This window comes from Streptococcus pseudopneumoniae ATCC BAA-960 = CCUG 49455 (assembly GCF_002087075.1).
GTDB classification, from domain to species: domain Bacteria; phylum Bacillota; class Bacilli; order Lactobacillales; family Streptococcaceae; genus Streptococcus; species Streptococcus pseudopneumoniae.
In genome coordinates this window covers 160,835-183,108 of record NZ_MWSM01000019.1, presented here as the reverse complement: position 1 = coordinate 183,108, position 22,274 = coordinate 160,835, and the positions used below count along the sequence as shown (strand labels likewise).

The 22,274-nt window shown below is 39.2% G+C and carries 29 protein-coding genes; 23 read left to right on the top strand and 6 right to left on the bottom strand.

The window, feature by feature from the left end; translation table 11 throughout:
• Nucleotides 1-8: 8 nt before the first annotated feature.
• The gene (locus B4W83_RS05745; protein WP_001278321.1) at nt 9-419 is read right to left on the bottom strand and encodes an HIT family protein; all 411 of its coding nucleotides are present in this window, start codon (nt 417-419) and stop codon (nt 9-11) included.
• Between the two features lie 67 nt (nt 420-486).
• On the opposite strand from B4W83_RS05745, the gene B4W83_RS05740 reads away from it, so the two are divergent.
• Nucleotides 487-1,218, top strand: coding sequence for an ABC transporter ATP-binding protein (locus tag B4W83_RS05740; protein WP_000889951.1), 732 nt, complete (start codon nt 487-489; stop codon nt 1,216-1,218).
• On the top strand, nt 1,215-2,264 hold the full coding sequence (locus B4W83_RS05735; protein ID WP_000653795.1) for an ABC transporter permease: 1,050 nt from the start codon (nt 1,215-1,217) through the stop codon (nt 2,262-2,264). Before B4W83_RS05740 ends, B4W83_RS05735 begins: the two co-directional genes overlap by 4 nt.
• Nucleotides 2,265-2,325: 61 nt before the next feature.
• Here the strand turns inward: B4W83_RS05735 and B4W83_RS05730 are convergent, their stop codons facing one another.
• A complete protein-coding gene (locus tag B4W83_RS05730) occupies nt 2,326-2,649 on the bottom strand; it encodes a hypothetical protein (RefSeq protein WP_000131861.1) in 324 nt (107 codons plus the stop codon).
• 28 nt (nt 2,650-2,677) lie between these two features.
• Nucleotides 2,678-2,929 carry a hypothetical protein gene (locus B4W83_RS05725; RefSeq protein ID WP_001130045.1) on the bottom strand — a complete coding sequence of 84 codons (252 nt, stop codon included), beginning with the start codon at nt 2,927-2,929 and terminating at the stop codon, nt 2,678-2,680.
• A 358-nt stretch (nt 2,930-3,287) separates the two neighbouring features.
• On the opposite strand from B4W83_RS05725, the gene B4W83_RS05720 reads away from it, so the two are divergent.
• Genes B4W83_RS05720 through B4W83_RS05710 form a run of 3 tightly spaced genes read left to right on the top strand, consistent with a single transcriptional unit; the run spans nt 3,288 to nt 5,722 of the window.
• Nucleotides 3,288-3,626, top strand: coding sequence for a LytTR family DNA-binding domain-containing protein (locus B4W83_RS05720; RefSeq protein ID WP_000682128.1), 339 nt, complete (start codon nt 3,288-3,290; stop codon nt 3,624-3,626).
• Nucleotides 3,627-3,630: 4 nt separating this feature from the next.
• The gene (locus B4W83_RS05715) at nt 3,631-4,368 is read left to right on the top strand and encodes a response regulator transcription factor (protein ID WP_001219132.1); all 738 of its coding nucleotides are present in this window, start codon (nt 3,631-3,633) and stop codon (nt 4,366-4,368) included.
• 13 nt (nt 4,369-4,381) lie between these two features.
• A complete protein-coding gene (locus B4W83_RS05710) occupies nt 4,382-5,722 on the top strand; it encodes a sensor histidine kinase (protein WP_000257455.1) in 1,341 nt (446 codons plus the stop codon).
• Between the two features lie 41 nt (nt 5,723-5,763).
• On the opposite strand, the gene blpC is transcribed toward B4W83_RS05710, so the two are convergent.
• From blpC to blpA, 3 genes are read right to left on the bottom strand one after another with little or no spacing between them, the layout of a single operon-like run.
• On the bottom strand, nt 5,764-5,919 hold the full coding sequence (gene blpC / locus B4W83_RS05705; RefSeq protein ID WP_000358818.1) for a quorum-sensing system pheromone BlpC: 156 nt from the start codon (nt 5,917-5,919) through the stop codon (nt 5,764-5,766).
• A 56-nt stretch (nt 5,920-5,975) separates the two neighbouring features.
• Nucleotides 5,976-7,337 (bottom strand): peptide export ABC transport accessory protein BlpB, encoded by a 1,362-nt coding sequence (gene blpB / locus B4W83_RS05700; protein WP_001069109.1) that lies wholly within the window; start codon nt 7,335-7,337, stop codon nt 5,976-5,978.
• Nucleotides 7,338-7,347: 10 nt separating this feature from the next.
• Nucleotides 7,348-9,501, bottom strand: a complete 2,154-nt coding sequence (gene blpA, locus B4W83_RS05695; RefSeq protein ID WP_000205164.1) for a peptide cleavage/export ABC transporter BlpA — start codon at nt 9,499-9,501, stop codon at nt 7,348-7,350.
• Nucleotides 9,502-9,783: 282 nt separating this feature from the next.
• Here blpA and B4W83_RS05690 point away from each other — a divergent pair, with 282 nt between their 5' ends.
• The 18 genes from B4W83_RS05690 (at nt 9,784) to infB (ending at nt 22,138) form a co-directional block, all read left to right on the top strand.
• The gene (locus tag B4W83_RS05690; protein WP_000379959.1) at nt 9,784-10,020 is read left to right on the top strand and encodes a Blp family class II bacteriocin; all 237 of its coding nucleotides are present in this window, start codon (nt 9,784-9,786) and stop codon (nt 10,018-10,020) included.
• A gap of 19 nt (nt 10,021-10,039) precedes the next feature.
• The gene (locus B4W83_RS05685) at nt 10,040-10,444 is read left to right on the top strand and encodes a hypothetical protein (RefSeq protein ID WP_001092061.1); all 405 of its coding nucleotides are present in this window, start codon (nt 10,040-10,042) and stop codon (nt 10,442-10,444) included.
• 191 nt (nt 10,445-10,635) lie between these two features.
• Nucleotides 10,636-10,866: a bacteriocin class II family protein gene (locus B4W83_RS05680; RefSeq protein ID WP_001093251.1), complete on the top strand. Its 231-nt coding sequence runs from the start codon at nt 10,636-10,638 to the stop codon at nt 10,864-10,866.
• A 2-nt stretch (nt 10,867-10,868) separates the two neighbouring features.
• Nucleotides 10,869-10,988, top strand: coding sequence for a PncF family bacteriocin immunity protein (locus B4W83_RS05675; RefSeq protein WP_007284953.1), 120 nt, complete (start codon nt 10,869-10,871; stop codon nt 10,986-10,988).
• 298 nt (nt 10,989-11,286) lie between these two features.
• A complete protein-coding gene (locus B4W83_RS05670) occupies nt 11,287-11,517 on the top strand; it encodes a bacteriocin class II family protein (RefSeq protein ID WP_001093252.1) in 231 nt (76 codons plus the stop codon).
• Between the two features lie 235 nt (nt 11,518-11,752).
• Complete coding sequence (locus B4W83_RS05660; protein ID WP_078156111.1) at nt 11,753-11,938, top strand: hypothetical protein; 186 nt, start codon at nt 11,753-11,755, stop codon at nt 11,936-11,938.
• 165 nt (nt 11,939-12,103) lie between these two features.
• Nucleotides 12,104-13,141: a DUF6568 family protein gene (locus tag B4W83_RS05655; protein ID WP_000744512.1), complete on the top strand. Its 1,038-nt coding sequence runs from the start codon at nt 12,104-12,106 to the stop codon at nt 13,139-13,141.
• 307 nt (nt 13,142-13,448) lie between these two features.
• A complete protein-coding gene (locus B4W83_RS05650; protein WP_000379956.1) occupies nt 13,449-13,682 on the top strand; it encodes a ComC/BlpC family leader-containing pheromone/bacteriocin in 234 nt (77 codons plus the stop codon).
• Nucleotides 13,683-13,713: 31 nt separating this feature from the next.
• Nucleotides 13,714-14,403 (top strand): CPBP family intramembrane glutamic endopeptidase, encoded by a 690-nt coding sequence (locus B4W83_RS05645; protein ID WP_000760519.1) that lies wholly within the window; start codon nt 13,714-13,716, stop codon nt 14,401-14,403.
• 42 nt (nt 14,404-14,445) lie between these two features.
• Entirely contained in the window at nt 14,446-14,694 is a 249-nt protein-coding gene (gene blpZ, locus B4W83_RS05640) for an immunity protein BlpZ (RefSeq protein WP_000278083.1), read from the top strand.
• 29 nt (nt 14,695-14,723) lie between these two features.
• The gene (locus B4W83_RS05635) at nt 14,724-15,335 is read left to right on the top strand and encodes a CPBP family intramembrane glutamic endopeptidase (RefSeq protein ID WP_000394033.1); all 612 of its coding nucleotides are present in this window, start codon (nt 14,724-14,726) and stop codon (nt 15,333-15,335) included.
• Between the two features lie 160 nt (nt 15,336-15,495).
• Nucleotides 15,496-16,290, top strand: a complete 795-nt coding sequence (gene ccrZ, locus B4W83_RS05630; RefSeq protein WP_000363008.1) for a cell cycle regulator CcrZ — start codon at nt 15,496-15,498, stop codon at nt 16,288-16,290.
• Complete coding sequence (trmB, locus tag B4W83_RS05625; protein ID WP_001266097.1) at nt 16,287-16,922, top strand: tRNA (guanosine(46)-N7)-methyltransferase TrmB; 636 nt, start codon at nt 16,287-16,289, stop codon at nt 16,920-16,922. The genes ccrZ and trmB overlap by 4 nt, the downstream gene beginning before the upstream one ends.
• A 125-nt stretch (nt 16,923-17,047) precedes the next feature.
• Nucleotides 17,048-17,527 carry a ribosome maturation factor RimP gene (gene rimP / locus B4W83_RS05620; RefSeq protein ID WP_007284956.1) on the top strand — a complete coding sequence of 160 codons (480 nt, stop codon included), beginning with the start codon at nt 17,048-17,050 and terminating at the stop codon, nt 17,525-17,527.
• A 43-nt stretch (nt 17,528-17,570) separates the two neighbouring features.
• Nucleotides 17,571-18,707 carry a transcription termination factor NusA gene (gene nusA / locus B4W83_RS05615; protein ID WP_000032273.1) on the top strand — a complete coding sequence of 379 codons (1,137 nt, stop codon included), beginning with the start codon at nt 17,571-17,573 and terminating at the stop codon, nt 18,705-18,707.
• Between the two features lie 21 nt (nt 18,708-18,728).
• Complete coding sequence (rnpM, locus tag B4W83_RS05610; protein WP_000857562.1) at nt 18,729-19,022, top strand: RNase P modulator RnpM; 294 nt, start codon at nt 18,729-18,731, stop codon at nt 19,020-19,022.
• Complete coding sequence (locus B4W83_RS05605) at nt 19,015-19,314, top strand: YlxQ-related RNA-binding protein (protein WP_001041390.1); 300 nt, start codon at nt 19,015-19,017, stop codon at nt 19,312-19,314. Before rnpM ends, B4W83_RS05605 begins: the two co-directional genes overlap by 8 nt.
• 16 nt (nt 19,315-19,330) lie before the next feature.
• Entirely contained in the window at nt 19,331-22,138 is a 2,808-nt protein-coding gene (infB, locus tag B4W83_RS05600) for a translation initiation factor IF-2 (RefSeq protein WP_000039198.1), read from the top strand.
• Nucleotides 22,139-22,274 lie beyond the last annotated feature (136 nt).

The window sequence follows — 22,274 nt, the reverse complement described above, 5'->3', positions numbered from 1 at the left end:
GCAACTCCTTAGGCATTTTTGATGGTTTCAGCGACTTGAGCGAGTTTGTCAAAGTCTGGTTCGTGGGCGATAAAATCAATCTTAAGGTCATCGTCCGCACTGTAGCGAGGTACGAGGTGAACATGGGTATGAAAGACGGTTTGACCTGCGACTTCTTCACAGTTAGCAATGATATTCATACCAGTAGCCTTGGTAGCTTTCATGACTTTTTGAGCTACTTTTGGTACTTGGGCAAAGAGTTGGCTGGCGCTAGTAGCATCCATTTCTAAAAGATTACGATAGTGTTCTTTTGGCACGACCAAGGTGTGTCCTGGTGTCACTTGAGAGATATCAAGAAAGGCAAGAACCTGCTCATCTTCATATACTTTTGAAGCAGGAATTTCCCCTGCGATGATTTTACAAAAAATGCAATCTGACATAAAATCTACCTCTACTGTACTGAATTTTGATATAATATAGCTACATTATACCAGATTTGGAGAAAATATGTTAGAAATTAAAAACCTGACAGGTGGCTATGTTCATGTCCCTGTTTTGAAAGATGTGTCTTTTACTGTTGAAAGTGGGCAGTTGGTCGGTTTGATTGGTCTCAATGGTGCTGGAAAATCGACGACCATCAATGAAATTATCGGTCTGTTGACACCTTATAGTGGCTCCATCAATATCAATGGCCTGACCCTGCAAGAAGATGCGACAAGTTACCGCAAGCAAATTGGCTACATTCCTGAGACACCTAGCTTGTATGAGGAATTGACCCTCAGAGAGCATATCGAAACGGTTGCCATGGCTTATGGTATTGAGCAAGATCTTGCTTTTGATCGAGTAGAACCTTTGTTAAAAATGTTCCGTCTGGACCAGAAATTAGACTGGTTCCCTGTTCATTTTTCAAAAGGGATGAAGCAGAAGGTCATGATTATCTGTGCTTTTGTGGTGGATCCAAGTCTTTTCATCGTGGATGAGCCTTTCCTTGGTCTTGACCCGTTGGCTATTGCGGACTTGATTCAGCTTTTGGAAGTGGAAAAGCAAAAAGGCAAGTCTATTCTCATGAGTACCCACGTGCTGGATTCAGCGGAAAAGATGTGTGATGCTTTTGTCATTCTTCACAAAGGGGAAGTGCGTGCTAAGGGAAATCTCCTGCAACTGCGCGAAGCCTTTAACATGCCTGAGGCTAGTTTGAATGATATTTACTTGGCTCTGACCAAAGAGGAGGAGCTATGAAAGACTTGTTTTTAAAGAGAAAGCAGGCTTTTCGTAAGGAGTGTGTCGGTTATCTGCGCTATGTTCTCAATGACCACTTTGTCTTGTTCCTGCTTGTCCTGCTGGGCTTTCTAGCCTACCAGTACAGTCAACTCTTGCAAGATTTTCCTGAAAATCATTGGCCCATCCTTTTGTTTGTAGGAATTACCTCTGTTTTACTGTTGCTTTGGGGTGGAATTGCCACCTATATGGAGGCTCCAGACAAGCTCTTTCTCTTAGTTGGAGAAGAGGAAATCAAGCTCCATCTCAAGCGTCAAACTGGCATTTCCCTAGTCTTTTGGCTCTTTGTACAGACCCTTTTCTTGCTTTTATTTGCGCCCTTATTTTTAGCCATGGGTTATGGCTTGCCTGTCTTCCTAATCTATGTGCTTTTGTTTGGGTTAGGTAAATATTTCCTCTTTCGTCAAAAGGCCAGCAAATTTTTCACTGAAACTGGACTGAACTGGGACTATGTCATTTCCCAAGAAAGCAAGCGCAAACAAGTCTTGCTTCGTTTCTTTGCCCTCTTTACGCAGGTAAAGGGAATTTCAAACAGCGTCAAGCGTCGTGCCTATCTGGACTTTATCCTAAAGGTTGTTCAGAAGGTGCCTGGGAAGATTTGGCAAAATCTCTATCTTCGTTCTTATTTGCGAAATGGAGATCTCTTTGCGCTCAGTCTCCGTCTGCTCCTACTTTCCTTGCTGGCGCAGGTCTTTATCGAGCAAGCTTGGATTGCGACAGCAGTGGTAGTTCTCTTTAACTACCTCTTGCTCTTCCAGTTGCTGGCCCTCTATCATGCCTTTGACTACCAGTATTTGACTCAACTCTTTCCACTGGACAAGGGGCAAAAGGAAAAAGGCTTGCAGGCGGTAGTCCGAGGATTGACCAGTTTTGTTTTACTTGTGGAATTAGTTGTCGGGTTGATTACCTTCCAAGAAAAACTAGCCCTTCTAGCCTTGCTGGGTGCAGGTTTGGTTTTACAAGTCTTGTATTTGCCTTATCAGGTAAAACGTCAGATGCAGGACTAACATTGCCTATATGACACTAAAAAAGAAGTTGAGTTCAGTTTGCCTCAACTTCTTTTATTTTCTACAAGATAATGGTTGGCCCGTAGAGGCTCAACTTGGTCTTGACTTGGTCAAAGTGGAAGCGGTCATAGGCCCGCCAAGCGGCACGAGTAGGAGCATCTGGATCGAGAGCGCTGAGTCCCATGAGAAGACTGGAAGTCTGGTAAAATTTTTCCAGTTCAATCAAGACTCGATTATCCACTGTCTCAGCCTTTGCTAGAAAGCCAAGAATAGAGTTTAATTGCTCCTGAAAGCGGACGTCGTCAGCGGTTGCCTGTCTGCATGCTTGGTAGGCTTTGTTTAAGTCAGTTATCAGTGCCTGAGCAGTTTTAATTGGGTCTGTCATTTACGTGACCTCCTATATAATTTATGTTTTAAGGTAAGGGATTGTGTAAATCTCCTAGTGAGGCACCTATATTATTAGCAACATTGCCAACTATGTTGCCCCAATCAATGATACATTTACCATTATCAAGATTAGCTTTATTATATGAATATCCATTTCTACATAGTACATTATCGCTAATCATATGAAACGGAGAATACCATCCATATGGAATACTACCGCCATTTATATGAGAAAGTTCGATTGATGTTAATTGTTTTGTTTTATTTGACTTGGCCATAATTTTCTCCTTGTTATATTTACGTCAATTGCAATAGAGTATATTTATAGGGTGTTAATCATGGTGGATGTGAATAAATCATATGCACCCCTCCTTTTTTGATGATTTTTAAAGTTGTTGCAAACATAGTCTTTCTATAATCATAGTCTATCACTTTTATCTCCTTTTTCACCATCAAATCTTTAATTGTCCTTGAAATTTCCTGAATGGTACTGTTAAGATTTTATGATAAAATAGTTGTAAGCTCATCATGATGTTGTAGAAAAATAGTCCTTTTAGGAGTTTTCAAAGACTGTTTAGGATTGGGTGCGCTTGTGTGAGAACTTTTCTGTTATTCTTTTCTTAGGAGGAGAATCCAATGAAACATATGATTATTCAGACACAGAAAACAGTTTATAAAGTAAACATCGACGATGTCTACTATATCCAAACACATCCAACTAAAGCCCATACTGTACAGATTGTTACAGAAGAAGCTAGTTTTAATATGGTTCAAAATTTAAGTGATCTTGAGAACCAATATGGGAAAACCTTGATGAGATGTCATCGAAATTGTTTGGTCAATCTTGATAAAGTGAAATCGATTGATTTTCAAGAAAGAATCCTTTTTCTCGGAGAAGAAGGTCAATACGCTGTCAAGTATGCCAGACGTCGCTATAGAGAAATTCGTCAAAAATGGTTGAAAGAAGGAGAGTAGGAAGATGAGAATATTTGTTTTGGAAGATGATTTTTCCCAACAGACTAGGATTGAAACGACGATTGAGAAACTTTTGAAAGAACATCATATCATTCCCAGCTCTTTTGAGGTCTTTGGTAAGCCAGACCAGCTACTGGCAGAGGTGCATGAGAAGGGCGCACATCAGCTATTCTTTTTGGATATTGAGATTCGAAACGAGGAGATGAAGGGGCTAGAAGTGGCTAGAAAGATTCGAGATCGGGATCCATATGCCCTGATCGTCTTTGTGACGACTCACTCGGAGTTTATGCCCCTGTCCTTTCGCTACCAAGTGTCTGCTTTGGACTATATTGATAAGGCCCTTTCGGCAGAGAAGTTTGAATCTCGTATCGAGACAGCCCTCCTCTATGCCAATGGTCAAGACAGTAAAAGTCTGGCGGAAGATTGCTTTTATTTTAAATCAAAATTTGCTCAATTCCAGTATCCTTTTAAAGAGGTTTACTATCTCGAAACGTCCCCAAAATCTCATCATGTTATTCTCTATACCGAGACGGACAGACTGGAATTTACAGCGAGTTTAGAGGAGATTCTCAAGCAGGAGCCTCGTCTCCTGCAGTGCCATCGCTCTTTTCTTATCAATCCAGCAAATGTGGTGCATTTAGATAAGAAAGAAAAACTGCTTTTCTTTCCCAATGGTGGAAGCTGTCTAATCGCGCGTTATAAGGTCAGGAAAGTGTCTGAAGCTATCAATAACTTACACTGATTAAGGAGAAATTATGGCTGTTGCTTGGATATTGTTGTATACGCTTGTTATTAATGGACTAGAAATTGTCATTTTCTTTAAGGTAGATGGAATTGGTCTCACTTTTGAGAGGATTTTCAAAGCTTTTCTTCTGAAATTTCTTCTAGGAGCCATTTTTGCGACTTTTCAATTTTTGGATGTAAGTGAATATTTGTCCTATTTTATAGAACCTTTGTTCGGTATAGGTCTATCTTTCTTATTGTTAAGAGGGCTTCCTAAAAAAATCCTTATTTTTTATGGTCTCTTCCCAATGATATTAGTAGAGCTCTTTTACAGAGGTGTTTCCTATTTTGTGCTTCCATTTTTGGGGCAAGGAATTGTAGATGGGGATGGCAATCCTATCTTTGTATTGATTATGATATTCGTTTGCTTCATAGTTTTAGTCTTTTTGAAATGGTTAGACTATGATTTCACTAGATTGAGAAAGGAGTTTCTCGATAAAGGTTTTCAAAAGTCTCTTACTAAGATTAACTGGGTAATGGGGTCTTATTATCTAGTGATGCAAAGTCTATCTTACCTTGAATATGAACAAGGTATTCAATCAAAGACTGTTCGCCATCTGATTCTAGTGTTTTACCTCCTCTTTTTTATGGGGGTTATCAAGAAATTAGATACCTATTTGAAGGACAAACTCCATGAGAGATTGGACCAAGAGCAGGCCTTGCGCTATAGAGATATGGAACGCTATAGTCGGCATATAGAGGAGCTTTACAAGGAAGTACGGAGTTTTCGCCATGACTACACCAACCTCTTGACTAGTTTACGTCTGGGTATTGAAGAGGAGGATATGGAGCAGATAAAAGAGGTCTACGGCTCCGTCTTAAAAGATTCCAGTCAGAAATTGCAGGACAATAAATATGACCTTGGGCGATTGTTGAATGTTCGGGACCGCGCCCTCAAAAGTCTCCTAGCAGGGAAATTTCTAAAAGCTAGAGAAAAGAACATTGTCTTTAATGTTGAAGTTCCTGAGGAGATTCAGGTTGAGGGGATGAGCCTACTTGATTTTCTAACCATTGTGTCTATCCTTTGTGATAATGCTATTGAAGCCAGTGCAGAGACTAGTCAACCTCATGTTTCAATTGCCTTTTTTAAAAATGGAGCACAGGAGACCTTTATCATTGAAAACTCCATCAAAAAAGAGAGCATAGATATTTCTGAAATCTTCTCCTTTGGAGCCAGTTCTAAAGGGGAGGATAGAGGAGTTGGTCTCTATACCGTCATGAAGCTTGTGGAAAGCCATCCCAATACCAGTCTAAATACCACCTGCCAAAATCAAGTATTTCGTCAGGTGTTTACTATAATACATACAGAATGATAAAAAATAAGACCGAGAGTGCTTGTTTCTCGGTCTTATTTTTATAGCTGAATAGGTAGTTCAAGTGCTTTTGTGATTTTAAATTTACCTAAAATTGTTTCATGTAAGAGTTCTTCCCACCATCCTCCACCTGTAATCTGGTTGAGTTCAGTAGTTGTTAGTTTTTGAAATGAAGTTAGGTTTTGTTTCTTATCCATGTTATGATTCTCCTTTTTGATAAGATAATAAATAGTTATAGAGTGTTATCTGAAAATTAATCAGAATGGGTTAAAATTTTATCTTTGAAATAATCAAAATATGTTTTCTTTGCAGTTACACTAGTGACGCGACCTTGTAAGCCATATTGGATAAGTTTACTATCCTCATTAGATAGTTTTGCAAGAGCGGTTAATTTAAAGAGATTACCTTGCTCTGTTCTGGTAGGAGTTTGGTCAATTGTCTGAAGTTGGCCGATGATGGTAATGCCGTGATTTCCAATCTTCTCCAGTTTTAATCTTACAGTTTGTCCTTTATCTAGTAGAGGTAGATAGTCAGAAGATACGTAGTAAGTGATTAGTACTTCTCTTGTATCTGTGATGACAGGGAATATTTGAGCAATTTCTGTACCAGTTGGAATTCTATTTTTACCTTCAAATTCGCTGTTCAGATGAACGATACCTTTATTTGGGGCGGTTAAGGTATTGTTTTCTAAGCGCTGTGTCGCTTGATCTAGCTGTACTTTTAATTCTGTTAATTGGTTCTCCACGGTTAGTTGTTGCTGAGAAGCTGTCTGTAAAAACTGAGTGCGGAGTACTTCAATTTTGGTTGCTAAACTATTATCATAAGTTGCTACACTTCCGATACCAGCTTGCTGAATTTTGAGGCTTGCGATAGATGATTCAAGACCTGCAATACTTTGATTAATTTGAGATAAAAATGGCTCCTCTGCAGTTCCTTGTGTTTGTCCTTGTGAGGCTACAAGATAACGATTCAAAATTGACTGGTGCGGATTGCCAGTTGGTAAGCGAGCCCTTTTATTTATGATAGTATCTCTCAATTCTCGATATTCTCCAATTTGTTGTTGAACTTTTGTAATTTCTTGTTCGATGGCTGATGAACTGCTATTGGCAAGATTAGCTTGATTTGAAACCTCAGTGTTAGTCTTTGTGATACCCAGTTCAATATCATGAGCTTGTTTAGTAAAATTCCTAAAGGTATTATGGTAGCCAAATTCATCCTCGCCAGAAAAAAGATCAGTCGCTTTTTCTAAGCTTTGTTTCAAAATTCCAAGTCCTTCTTTTTGCTTCTCAAGTCTTTGTAATTGAGTTTCTAAGGCAGTTTTCTGACTTTCTTCCATTGTTTCAGAGTATTTGATGAGTAAGTCACCTTTTTCAACTACTTGATTTGCCACTAAATGATTAGCAAGGATAGGATTATCACTGGTTGACTGAATAGATGCAATGACACTTGTAGGAGCGATTTCTCCTTGGGAAGTAACAGTAATTTCTTTTGTGGCAACAAGGGAGAAAATCAAGATGAAAGTAAGTAGTAATGAAAGAGGTATAATTAACACTGTCGCATAGTTATGGTAACGTCTCTGATAAAACTCGACGCTTCTAAAAAGATTAGGATTCATGACATTCTCCTTATTTATTGAACAGATGATGGTAGAAGCCTTGCGCCTGCATTAACTCTTGGTGACTACCAACTTCAATGATTTTCCCCTGGTCAAGAACAATGACACGGTTAGTTCGTTCGGCTATACTGAGACGATGGGCTACAAAGAGAATGGTTTTATCAGTTAGGGACATAAGATTATCTATAACTTTTTTCTCAGTCAAGACATCAAGACCGCTAGTGGCTTCGTCTAGTATTAAAACAGGAGCTTTAGTTAAAAGAGCACGAGCGAGGGCTATTCGTTGCTTTTGTCCTCCTGATAGACCAGCTCCATCAGAGAGCTGAGTTTGATAGCCCATAGGCATTCTTTCAATGTCTTGACGGATTTCAGCTAATTCACAAGCTCTTAGAATATCTTCTTGGCTAATCATATGATTACCGCCCAAGGTTAAATTTTCCAAGATAGAGCCATTAAAGATATAGGCTTGTTGGGGTAGGTAATTGATATGACGGCGCAAGACTTTTTTATCAATGTTTTTAATATCCTGATGATTGATGGAAATATGTCCTTTGTAGGGTTCAAAGAAATTGACAATCATTTTGGCTAAAGTTGTTTTACCAGAACCACTAACTCCAACTAGGCTAACCTTATCTCCTTGTTTAATCGTGAGATTAATATCTGTTAAGGTATCTCGTCCAAAACCATACTTATAAGAAAGGTCATCAAATTCAATATCGCCCATCAAAAAATGTGAATGAACAGGGTTTTCTTGAACTTGAAATTCAGATTCGACTAGATAGACTTCGTTCAAACGGTTATTAGCGACCTTCGCAGATTGGAGTTTGGTTTGGAGGTTGATAATATTTTCCATAGGAGTTGTAAAGTAAGAAAGAAGTGTGTTAAAGGTAATCAACTGACCGATAGAAATTTTACTCGACATGACTAATTGAGCGCCAAACCATAGGATAAGGATATTCAGAACTAATTTTGTTCCCTGCTTTAAACTCGTTTGTAAAATAGAATACTTACTGAGCTTAAAGGATTTTTCCAAATAATCTACAAATTCGCTGTCTATATTTTGATAGCGATTTTCTTCACTCGTGAGCGACTTTATAGTTTCAATCCCGTTGATATCTTCGATAATGGCAGAGCTAACCATAGAATTACTTTGCATGACATCATGGTTCATTTTTTCGAAAGGCTTCATAAAAGAAAAGATGATGAACATGTATATAGGAATGGAAATAAGAGAAAGAAGGAAGAGATTAGGGTTTTGTGCCAGTAAGACTCCCCCTACAAGAATCAGAATAGAAACATCCAGAAAAAGAGAGAGAATGGTAGAAGCCAAGGCATCTATAATAGAGTTGGCATCTGTGAACCGTGAAATGATTTCTCCTGTACGACGTGTCGCAAAGAAAGACATAGGAAGTTCAAAAATATGGCGAATATAGGATAAAATCACATCAATGCTTAATCTCTGGCTCAGAACGGTTAGGAGATAATCTCTGGAGAAGCTCATGACTTGTTGGAGGATATAGGTTACAACCAGACCGACTGAGATGATTCCTAAAGTTGATTTCATCTGATTTGGGATGTATTCATCTAAGATTCCTTGGAGATAATAAGAACCACCTATATTGATAATCGTGACCAATAAACTTGAGAGAACGATGTAAGCAATGAGAGATTTTTGTTTGAAAATCAGAGGAAGGAAGCTTAGTAGACCATTTTTTTTATCTTTATGGGGTTGATAGCTGGGTTTGGGAGCTAGAAAAATAGCTACTCGAGTCCATTCAGAGAAAAAGCGTTCTTTTGACATTTTAGTGATTTTTACAGAAGGGTCAGGATCACCAATAATCAGATAGTCTTTCTTTGTTTGATAGACAACATAGTAATGTTGGAGTTTTCCTTCTTTGTTAACGTGAACGATAAATGGATAGGGGACATCACTCATGTCAAAGAGAGTTTTATCTGCTTGAACAGGTCTTGTTTCAAAGCCCATTTCATCAGCGGCTTTTACAATGCCAAGAGCAGTCGTTCCTTCTTTATTGGTCTTTGCAAGTTCTCTCAAGTGAGCTAGAGAAAAATCTGAACCATAGAATTTAGCAATCGAGGCTAAGGCAGCAACACCGCAGTCTCTAGCATCTATTTGAGGAACAAATGTACGTTTATAAGAAGTCATTGGCAATTCCTTTCATATAGTAGATAGGTATATTATGCCATAAAAATAAGTTCATATTTTATGAAATCTTGAATAGTCATTGAAAGTTCCTGAATGGTAAAAAAAGTGATTAGAAATTATCTTTTTAAAAAAATTTAGAGGTAGTTTTAAATAAAAAAGCTAATTTAAGACGTTTCGATGACAATTCAAGATTTGGATGAAAAATTTTAAAAAACAATGATATACTAAACTTGTCAAAGTTGCAACAAGACAAAAATTAAAAATAAAAAAGGAGTATTTGTCATGGATACAAAAATGATGTCACAATTTTCTGTTATGGATAATGAAATGCTTGCTTGCGTTGAAGGTGGAGATATTGATTGGGGAAGAACAATTGCTTGTGGAGCAGGGATTGCGTATGGCGCAATTGATGGGTATGCAACAACTTATGGTTCGACATTTCTATTGGGACCATATGCTATAGGAACAGGAGCAATTGGTGCTGTACTAGGTGGGATTGGTGGTGCACTTACCTGTTAGCATAGGAAAGGAGATAGTAATGAACACAATATTTGCAACAAAACGCAATGCATTCTTAGTAAGATTGTTGTTTGGTCAGATACCTTTGGTTGTTTCTACTTATCTATTTCTATCTCGTCAGTTTTTAAATTTTTCCGTAGTTTTCCAATTTCTTTTAGTGGTTATTAACTTGGCTTCTATTTTGGTTACTGTTTATCTCACTAGGGAAATGAGGATAAGAAAGTTTGAAGATGATGATTTGGTTAGTCCTAGAACCAATCAACTTATGTTCATCGGCTTGACAGGCTTTATGTCTATTATTTGTTTGTATAGAGGTATCACAGCAGGAGAATCCTACCAACAACTAATCGCTTATATTGGCGCTGTTCTCTGCTTAATCATCATGCTTCTGCTCATTTGGGGCTTGAAGTATTATAAAAAGTAGAGCTTAATGAAGTATAAAAGAAAAGGGTAAGTGTTTTCGCAATACTTACCCTTTTATAATGAAGTTTTTGCAATTCAAGATGTTTCGATGACAATTCAAGATTTGGATGAAAAATTTTAAAAAACAATGATATACTAAACTTGTCAAAGTTGTAACAGGACAAAAATTAAAAATAAAAAGGAGTATTTGTCATGAATACAAAAATGATGGAACAATTTGAGATTATGGATACTGATATGCTTACTTGCGTTGAAGGTGGCGGATGCAATTGGGGAGATTTTGCCAAAGCAGGTGTTGGAGGAGGAGTAGCACGAGGTCTTCGGCTAGGAATTAAAACAAGAACATGGCAAGGTGCAGCAGCTGGTGCTGCAGGAGGAGCTATACTTGGAGGTGTAGCTTATGCAGCCACATGTTGGTGGTAATTATGGATTTTAAAAGTTTTATTATTGGTTTAGTAGTTGGTATGTTAGGCCCCTATATGGATGATTTAATTAGAAAAATATTTTCAAAATCTCCCAAAAAGAATAAGGATAGTACTTTCTAAAGAATCAATTTCTCCCCTGTATTTGCTAGATTAATTTACAGGGGAGTTTCTTTAATATTATTTCGTCTGTCAAAGTGATATGGGATAGCAGGGTGAAAAGTTTACCAACAAGTCGGTATCAAGACAATATAAAGAGGAAAGTATGTTTTTCATGCTTGCTTTTTTTAATTTTTTTACAATTCAAGATGTTTCGATGACAATTCAAGATTTGGATGAAAAACTTTAACAAATAGTGCTATACTGAAATTGTCAAAGTTGCAACAGGACAAAAATTAAAAATAAAAAAGGAGTATTTGTCATGAATACAAAAATGATGGAACAATTTGAGATTATGGATACTGATGTGCTTGCTTGTATTGAAGGTGGCGGTTGGATAAAATGTGGACTCGGTGTAGTTGGAGGTGCATTGACTAGAGGAGTTGCTGGTGGTGCTGTGGGCACTGTAACGCTACCTATCATTGGTACTGTATCTGGAGCGGCTGCTGGTTTTTGGGGTGGAGGTGCAACGGGTGCTGCTACCTTCTGTTAAAAATCGCTCTTCGTTGATAAGATGGACTGACTTGGAATGGAGTGAATAATTATGGATAAGAAAAAAATAGTTTCGACTATAGTATTGTTAGTATTTCTTATAGTGTCAGTGGCTAATTTTTTTAGAGACTTAAACCCATTACTGTTCATTTTAAATATTATTGGCCTGTCTTGCTTTTCAGTGCTAACATACATTAACATAAAAGAAATGCTCTTAAATATACGTAAATGATGATTTGGTTAGTCCTAGAACCAATCAACTCATGTTCGTCGGCTTGACAGGTTTTATGTCTATTATTTGTTTGTATAGAAGTATCACAGCAGGAAAATTCTACCAACAAATAATCGCCTATATTGGTGATATTCTCTGCTTGATTGTCATGTTTTTACTCATTTGGGGCTTGAAGTATTATAAAAAGTAGAGCTTAATGAAGTATAAAAGAAAAGGGTAAGTGTTTTCGCAATACTTACTCTTTTATAATGAAGTTTTTGCAATTCAAGATGTTTCGATGACCATTTAAGATTTAGATGAATTTGTAATCTTAAATAAGGTAAGATAAAGATAACAAATGTAAAGGAGTATTCTTATGAAGAAACAAAATATAAAATCGCTATTACTTGTACCACTTGTATTTGCATCTATTACTACGGGTGTTGTATATGCAGAAGAACATCCTACTACTTCATCTATCCAGGCGAATGATAGTTCTGTTGTGGCACCAGATTTGCCATCGGCTAAGGAAAAGGTGGAGCATAAACCTTCTGTTGTAACTCCAGAAGAATATGAGAACAATGTTACGGACTTTAAAAAGATAGATATTGAAGCTGTTCGTCAATCTTTTACAGAGGATCAATTGGAACATACTATTTATTTTGGTAGAAAAACTTGCTCTCATTGTCGTCAATTTTCTCCTGAATTGAAAGAATTTAATAACTTGATTGAAAAGAAGTTAGAGTATTATGATTTGGATGGTAAGGATTTTGATGAGGAAGCGAGAGAGTTTCTATTTAAAAAAGTCGGTATTCCAGGAACACCAACAATTTTGTATTTAAGAAATGGACATCCGACATCTGGATGGGTTGGTGGCGGAGCAACTGCACAACAGGTGTATGATTATATGTACTCGAGAAACTCACCTAAGCAAACGGAGACAGTGAAATCTTCTGAGGAAACAGTAACTGAAAGTGTCCGTGATGAGAATACTAGAAGTGACAGCATGAATATTAGTGATAAAGTTGTAAGTGACAGCAAAGGTATGAGTGATGAAAAAAGAACTGAAATGAAAATATCCAATGTTAATCCCAATTCTAATAGTGAAAATAGTGGGAAAGTGAAGAGTACAAACTCAACTTCTGAAGCTAAAACTACTCAATCTGACAATTTAGCAATGTTAGAGAATAAGAATCAATTGGAAACTCCTAAACCTATTTTTGATGTTGCTCAAGAAAATAAAACTCCTTCAACTGATGTTAAGGGGACTGATTATGTAAGCAAATCTATTACTTCGAATGAAAAATTATTACCGAAAACAGGAGAGGAAGAAAGTTACCAACTGCTTCGGCTGGCTGTCGCGTTTTTTATGACTTCTGTAATGATTAAAGTGAAACAAAAAATTCATAAATAAAAATAGATGGTAAACAGGTGCAATGATACTATTTGTTTGTAATAATATATGGCTAGAATTTGCCTGTAGATAAGAATGAGAAGATAGGTGTATTTATTTTATATATAAAAGATTATAATTGTATATGAAATGAATGGTAAAAGGTAAAGTATTTCTGAAATGCTTTCTTTTTCGACTATTTTAACGCCTCAAGATGTTTTGATGACTATTTATGATTTGGATGGAAAATTTCAAAAAATAGTAGTATACTAACATTGTTAAGGTTGCAACAGGACAAAAATTAAACATAAAAAAGGAGATATTCGTCATGGATACAAAAATGATGTCACAATTTGCAGTTATGGATAATGAAATGCTTGCTCGTATAGAGGGTGGGGATGTATCTGATATTTATAGAGGGTACGCTAATCAGGTAAGTCCATTCGGTTCTTACCCTCCTATATTAAAAAATTCAGGTCCTTTTCCAGTAAGTGGTTACTGCCCGCGCGGTTATCATGACCGTGGTTATATAGGAGCGGGTTTTCATTTATGTGGAATATAGGCTGAAATACAAGAAATGAGGAAGAATTTCTATGAAAAAGTATCAACTTCTATTCAAAATAAGTGCAGTCTTCTCTTACTTATTTTTCGTATTTGGTCTTTCTCAGCTGACGCTTATCGTCCAAAATTATTGGCAATTTTCTTCCCAGATTGGCAATTTCGTCTGGATTCAAAATATCTTGAGTTTACTATTTAGCGGAGTCATGATTTGGATTCTGGTTAAGACAGGTCATGGTTATCTCTTTCACATTCCAAGAAAAAAATGGCTTTGGTATTCGATTTTGACAGTATTAGTGCTAGTGCTCCAGATCTCTTTTAACGTTCAGATAGCTAAACATGTTCAGTCAACTGCTGAAGGTTGGGCCGTATTGATCGGTTATAGTGGGACCAACTTTGCTGAGCTAGGTATCTATGTAACCCTGTTTTTCCTGACTCCACTAATGGAAGAGTTGATTTATAGGGGATTACTTCAACACGCCTTCTTTAAGCATTCGCGATTTGGCCTTGATTTGCTTCTTCCTTCCATTTTGTTTGCTCTTCCTCATTTTTCAAACTTACCTAGTCTGTTAGATATTTTCGTCTTTGCGACATTTGGCATCATCTTTGCCGGTTTGACCCGCTATACCAAGAGTATTTATCCATCCTATGCGGTGCATGTGATCAATAATATTGTAGCGACCTTCCCGTTTTTGCTGACTTTTCTACATAGGGTCTTGGGGTAAAAAAAGCAAAAGGCTTGCTTTTCAGCCATAGAGGAGGTTATCATGTATAAACGCTTATTTTTCCTAGATTCCAAAACCTTAGACTGGTTGACACCCTATATTCTAGTCTTGGCTTCTGACACCATTGCCTTTAATGTTTTTGTGCTAACCTTTGTATCTGCGGTGGTCTTTAATTTCCTAAACCCCATGCTATCTTTAATGGCTATCTTTTTAGGGGGTGGTTATGTGGTCGGATTTTGGTTACTCAAATGGTTTGTTTTGGAAAGGCTAGAACTAAAGAATAACGCGTAGGAAGTCTGTTTGGTGAGGAGGATAATTTTATGGAGTTTTTTGATAAATTTCATGCCTTGTGCTTTGGATTTTTAGTACTAATAATCGTCATTACAGTTCCTTATACGATTAACCATGGGGACTTTTTTCAAAATGAATTTGCATTGATTCTTGTAAGTCTTCTAGTAACCTCGCTGAGCGTTGCTTATGCTAGAAAGTTTGATATGATTTCTTTTGGGATGTTAAGCAAGAAAGACCTTTTGCTTTTCATTGCAATCTTTCTTCTAAGTGTACTTGAGACGCTGGTTTATATTCATTTCTTCGCTATTTCTTCTGGCGCAGGAGTTCAACACTTGGCGGAAGTCAGCAGAGGAATTTCTCTGTCTTTGATTTTGACTTCCTCAGTTTTTGGCCCCATCCAGGAGGAACTCATTTTCAGAGGACTTCTTCAAGGTGCGGTTTTTGACAATTCTTGGTTAGGGCTTGTGCTAACTTCCTCTCTCTTTTCTTTTATGCATGGTCCTTCTAATGTCCCTTCGTTTATTTTTTATCTACTTGGGGGCTTGTTACTGGGATTTGCTTATAAAAAGAGCCAAAACCTATGGGTTTCTACTCTAGTTCACATGTTTTACAATGCTTGGCCACTCTTATATTATTTATAAAAATCATGAAAGGTAAGCAGAAGACGGTGCTTGCCTTTTTCTTTCTATAATGATACCCAAGCCAATCCAGAGGCTTTTCTTTGAGAATCGGGTGTGGAGCGGTTGACGAATAGGCCAAAAACTAGTAGAATAGTAAGGAAACTTTATACGGAGGAAAGAAATGGATTTGGGTGATAATGAGCTAACACTGACTCCCATACCTGGGAAAAGTGGCAAGGCTTATATGGGTAGCTATCCTGATGGGAAGCGCATCTTTGTAAAAATGAACACCTCTCCAATCCTACCTGGTCTAGCTAGAGAACAAATTGCTCCACAGTTATTATGGAGTCGCCGTTTGGCAGATGGGCGTGATATGTGTGCTCAAGAATGGTTGACAGGCAAGATATTGACCCCCTATGATATGAATCGTAAGCAAATTGTCAATATTTTAACCCGTCTTCATCGCTCACGTCCGTTGATGACACAGTTGAGTCGTTTGGGCTATGCCATGGAAACACCTGTAGATTTACTACAGTCTTGGCAAGAAACGGCTCCAGATGCTTTGCGTAAAAATCATTTTATCAGTGAAGTGATGGCTGATTTACGTCAGACTATTCCAGGATTTAGAGAGGACTATGCGACCATTGTCCATGGAGATGTACGACATAGTAATTGGATTGAGACAGATAGTGGCTTGATTTATTTGGTAGATTGGGATTCGGTTCGCTTGACCGATCGCATGTTGGATGTGGCCCATATGCTCTGCCATTATATTCCAGAACATCAGTGGAAGGAATGGTTGACCTACTACGGCTATAAGTACAATCAAACGGTATTAACTAAATTGTATTGGTACGGTCAATTGTCTTACTTGAGCCAGATTTCCAAGTATTATATGAACCAAGATTTAGAAAATGTTAATCGGGAGATTCATGGCTTGCGTCACTTCCGAGACAAGTATGGAAAGAGAAGATGAGAGTTAGAAATCGTAAAGGGGCGACAGAATTACTAGAGGCAAATCCCCAGTATGTGGTCCTCAATCCCTTGGAAGCCAAGGGGAAATGGCGGGACTTGTTTGGCAATGACAATCCCATTCATGTGGAAGTTGGAAGTGGGAAGGGTGCCTTTGTTTCAGGTATGGCAAAGCAGAACCCTGACATCAACTATATCGGGATTGATATTCAAAAGTCTGTTTTAAGCTATGCTTTAGACAAGGTTCTTGAAGTTGGAGTGCCTAACATCAAGCTCTTGTGGGTAGATGGTTCTGACTTGACCGACTACTTTGAAGACGGTGAGATTGATCGCTTGTATCTGAACTTTTCAGATCCATGGCCGAAAAAACGCCATGAAAAGCGTCGTTTGACCTACAAGACCTTCTTGGATACCTTCAAACGTATCTTGCCTGAAAATGGAGAAATTCATTTCAAGACGGATAACCGTGGCTTGTTTGAGTACAGTTTAGTGAGCTTTTCTCAGTATGGCATGAAGCTCAATGGTGTCTGGCTAGACTTACATGTCAGTGATTTTGAAGGCAATGTCATGACAGAATACGAGCAAAAATTCTCCAATAAGGGGCAAGTTATCTACCGAGTTGAGGTAGAATTTTAAGAAATAGCCTGAAATCAGGCTGTATAAGTGCTTTTGCTTTACATAAGTTAGCAAATGTGATATACTAAGAGTAAGAATATGAAAAGTGAGGCGGGGAAATATCTTCGCCTCTTGCTTATGAGGAGGTGGACGCAATCGCAACAATCGTAGAATTAGTCAGAGAAGTTGTAGAACCTGTCATAGAAGCTCCTTTCGAGCTCGTGGATATCGAGTATGGAAAGATTGGCAGTGACATGATTCTCAGTATTTTTGTAGATAAACCTGAAGGAATTACCTTGAACGACACGGCAGACTTGACAGAAATGATCAGTCCTGTCCTAGATACCATCAAGCCAGATCCCTTCCCAGAACAATATTTCCTAGAAATCACCAGTCCAGGTTTGGAACGTCCTTTAAAAACCAAGGATGCCGTTGCTGGAGCAGTTGGGGAATACATCCATGTCGGGCTCTACCAAGCCATCGATAAGCAAAAGGTCTTTGAAGGAACCTTGTTGGCCTTCGAAGAGGACGAGTTGACTATGGAATATATGGACAAGACGCGTAAGAAAACCGTCCAAATTCCATACAGTTTAGTATCAAAAGCACGTTTAGCAGTTAAATTATAGAAAAAGAAAGGATAGCTTTTGAGGATTCAAAAGTGAAGAAAACATGAGTAAAGAAATGCTAGAGGCCTTCCGCATTTTGGAAGAAGACAAGGGAATCAAAAAAGAAGACATCATCGACGCAGTAGTAGAGTCGCTTCGTTCCGCTTATCGCAGACGCTATGGTCAGTCAGACAGCGTAGCTATTGACTTCAACGAAAAAACAGGTGACTTTACAGTTTATACTGTCCGTGAAGTTGTTGATGAAGTATTTGATAGCCGTTTGGAAATCAGCTTGAAAGATGCTCTTGCCATTAATTCAGCTTATGAACTTGGAGACAAAATCAAGTTTGAAGAAGCACCAGCTGAGTTTGGTCGTGTAGCAGCCCAATCTGCCAAACAAACCATCATGGAAAAAATGCGCAAGCAAACACGTGCCATCACTTACAATACTTACAAAGAACATGAGCAAGAAATCATGTCTGGTACAGTAGAACGCTTTGACAACCGCTTTATCTATGTCAACCTTGGTAGCATCGAAGCCCAATTGTCAAAACAAGACCAAATTCCTGGAGAAGTTTTTGCTTCTCATGATCGTATCGAAGTTTATGTTTACAAGGTTGAAGACAACCCTCGTGGTGTGAACGTCTTTGTTAGCCGTAGCCATCCAGAAATGATCAAACGTTTGATGGAGCAAGAAATTCCAGAAGTTTATGATGGAACTGTTGAAATCATGAGCGTGGCTCGTGAAGCAGGTGACCGTACGAAGGTTGCTGTTCGTAGCCACAATCCAAACGTGGATGCTATCGGTACAATCGTTGGACGTGGTGGTGCTAATATCAAGAAGATTACTAGCAAATTCCACCCAGCTCGTTACGATGCTAAAAATGACCGCATGGTACCAATCGAAGAAAATATCGATGTTATCGAGTGGGTAGCAGATCCAGCTGAATTTATCTACAATGCCATCGCTCCTGCTGAGGTTGACCAAGTTATCTTTGATGAAAACGACAGCAAACGTGCCTTGGTGGTTGTTCCAGATAACAAGCTTTCTCTTGCCATTGGTCGTCGTGGACAAAACGTGCGCTTGGCGGCTCACTTGACTGGTTACCGTATCGATATCAAGTCTGCTAGCGAATTTGAAGCCATGGAAGACGCTGCTTCAGTAGAGTTGGAAGTAGAAAACGATACTGTAGAAGAATAAAAGCTGCTAGAGGAGGGAAAGATGAAAACAAGAAAAATCCCTTTGCGCAAGTCTGTTGTGTCTAACGAAGTGATTGATAAGCGTGATTTGCTCCGCATTGTCAAGAACAAGGAAGGACAAGTCTTTATTGATCCTACGGGCAAGGCCAATGGCCGCGGCGCTTATATCAAACTAGACAATGCAGAAGCCCTAGAGGCGAAAAAGAAGAAGGTCTTTAACCGCAGCTTTAGCATGGAAGTGGAAGAAAGCTTTTATGACGAGTTGATCGCTTATGTGGATCACAAAGTGAAAAGAAGAGAGTTAGGACTTGAATAAGCAAAAGATAAGTAATCTCTTGGGACTTGCTCAGCGAGCAGGGCGGATTATATCGGGTGAAGAATTGGTGGTCAAGGCCATTCAAGACGGCAAGGCCAAGTTGGTCTTTCTAGCTCATGATGCTGGACCCAATCTGACCAAGAAGATTCAAGATAAAAGTCATTATTATCAAGTGGAAATTGTAACCGTGTTTTCAACACTGGAATTAAGCATAGCAGTCGGGAAATCGAGAAAGGTTTTGGCTGTAACAGATGCTGGATTTACAAAGAAAATGAGGTCTCTTATGGAATAGAAGAGGAGGACATGATTTGTCTAAGAAAAGATTGTACGAAATCGCAAAAGAACTTGGAAAAGAAAGTAAAGAAGTTGTAGCGCGTGCAAAAGAGTTGGGCTTGGATGTGAAAAGCCACTCATCAAGTGTGGAAGAAGCTGTCGCTGCAAAAATTGCTGCCAGCTTTAAGCCTGCAGCTGCTCCGAAAGTAGAAGCAAAACCTGCAGCACCAAAAGTAAGTGCAGAAAAGAAAGCCGAAAAATCTGAGCCAGCTAAACCAGCTGTAGCTAAGGAAGAGGCAAAACCTGCTGAGCCAGTCGCTCCGAAAACAGAAAAAGTAGCAGCTAAACCGCAAAGTCGTAATTTCAAGGCTGAGCGTGAAGCTCGTGCCAAAGAACAGGCAGAACGACGCAAGCAAAATAAGGGCAATAACCGTGACCAACAACAAAACGGAAACCGTCAGAAAAACGACGGTCGCAATGGTGGAAAACAAGGTCAAGGCAACCGCGATAATCGTCGCTTTAATGATCAAGCTAAGAAACAGCAAGGTCAGCAAAATCGAGGAAATGAACGCCGTCAACAAGAGGATAAACGTCCAAATCAAGCGGCTCCACGTGTTGACTTTAAAGCCCGTGCAGCAGCCCTAAAAGCAGAGCAAAATGCTGAATATGCACGTTCAAGTGAGGAACGTTTCAAGCAGTATCAGGCTGCTAAAGAAGCCTTGGCTCAAGCTAACAAACGCAAGGAACCAGAGGAAATCTTTGAAGAAGCGGCTAAGTTAGCTGAACAAGCGCAACAAGCACAGCAAGTTCAAGCAGTGGTTGAAGTCGTCCCTGAGAAAAAAGAACCTGCAGTGGATACACGTCGTAAAAAACAAGCTCGACCAGACAAAGAACGTGATGATTTCGATCACGAAGAAGATGGTCCTAGAAAACAACAAAAGAATCGAAGTAGTCAAAATCAAGTGAGAAATCAAAGAAATAGTAACTGGAATAACAAAAAGAACAAAAAGAACAAAAAAGGCAATAACAAGAACAACCGTAATCAGACTCCAAAACCTGTTACGGAGCGTAAATTCCATGAATTGCCAACAGAATTTGAATATACAGATGGTATGACCGTTGCGGAAATCGCAAAACGTATCAAACGTGAACCAGCTGAAATCGTTAAGAAACTCTTTATGATGGGTGTCATGGCCACACAAAACCAATCCTTGGATGGGGAAACCATCGAACTCCTCATGGTGGATTACGGTATCGAAGCCAAACAAAAGGTTGAAGTGGATAATGCTGACATCGAACGTTTCTTTGTCGAAGATGGTTATCTCAATGAAAATGAATTGGTTGAGCGTCCACCAGTTGTAACTATCATGGGACACGTTGACCACGGTAAAACAACACTCCTAGATACCCTTCGTAATTCTCGTGTTGCGACAGGTGAAGCAGGTGGTATCACTCAGCATATCGGTGCCTACCAAATCGTGGAAAATGGCAAGAAGATTACTTTCCTTGATACACCGGGACACGCGGCCTTTACATCTATGCGTGCGCGTGGTGCTTCTGTTACCGATATTACGATTTTGGTCGTAGCGGCAGATGACGGGGTTATGCCTCAGACTATCGAAGCCATCAACCACTCAAAAGCGGCCAATGTTCCAATCATCGTAGCTATCAACAAGATTGATAAACCAGGTGCTAACCCAGAACGCGTTATCGGTGAATTGGCAGAGCATGGAGTTATGTCAACTGCTTGGGGTGGAGATTCTGAATTTGTTGAAATCTCAGCTAAATTCAACCAAAACATCGAAGAATTGTTGGAAACAGTCCTTCTTGTAGCTGAAATTCAAGAACTCAAGGCAGACCCAACAGTGCGTGCGATCGGTACAGTTATCGAAGCGCGCTTGGATAAAGGAAAAGGTGCGGTCGCAACCCTTCTTGTTCAACAAGGTACCTTGAATGTTCAAGACCCAATCGTTGTCGGAAATACCTTCGGTCGTGTCCGTGCTATGACCAATGACCTTGGTCGTCGTGTTAAGGTAGCAGGTCCATCAACGCCAGTTTCAATCACAGGTTTGAACGAAGCGCCAATGGCGGGTGACCACTTTGCTGTCTACGAAGATGAAAAATCTGCGCGTGCAGCAGGTGAAGAGCGTGCCAAACGTGCCCTCATGAAACAACGTCAAGCTACCCAACGTGTTAGCCTTGAAAACCTCTTTGATACCCTTAAAGCTGGTGAACTCAAGTCTGTTAACGTTATCATTAAGGCTGACGTACAAGGTTCTGTTGAAGCCCTTTCTGCATCACTTCAGAAAATCGATGTGGAAGGTGTCAAAGTGACCATCGTCCACTCAGCGGTCGGTGCTATCAATGAATCTGACGTGACCCTTGCCGAAGCTTCAAATGCCTTTATCGTTGGTTTCAACGTACGCCCTACACCACAAGCTCGTCAACAAGCAGAAGCTGACGATGTGGAAATTCGTCTCCACAGCATTATCTATAAGGTTATCGAAGAGATGGAAGAAGCCATGAAAGGGATGCTTGATCCAGAATTCGAAGAAAAAGTTATCGGTGAAGCAGTTATTCGTGAAACCTTCAAGGTGTCTAAAGTGGGAACTATCGGTGGATTTATGGTTATCAACGGTAAGGTTGCCCGTGACTCTAAAGTCCGTGTTATCCGTGATGGTGTCGTTATCTATGATGGTGAACTCGCAAGCTTGAAACACTATAAAGACGACGTTAAGGAAGTTACAAACGGCCGTGAAGGTGGAATGATGATCGACGGCTACAATGATATTAAGATGGATGATGTGATTGAGGCCTATGTCATGGAAGAAATCAAGAGATAATAGAGAAACGATAGCTCATTTGACTCGTCGTCAACAGCGCCTTGATGAACTTCAGTTCTATCTAAGGCTTGTTTCCTAGATTCAAATGGCTCTAGTTCCTCTATCTAATAAAAATAGCTAGGTCTGCTGGCCTAGC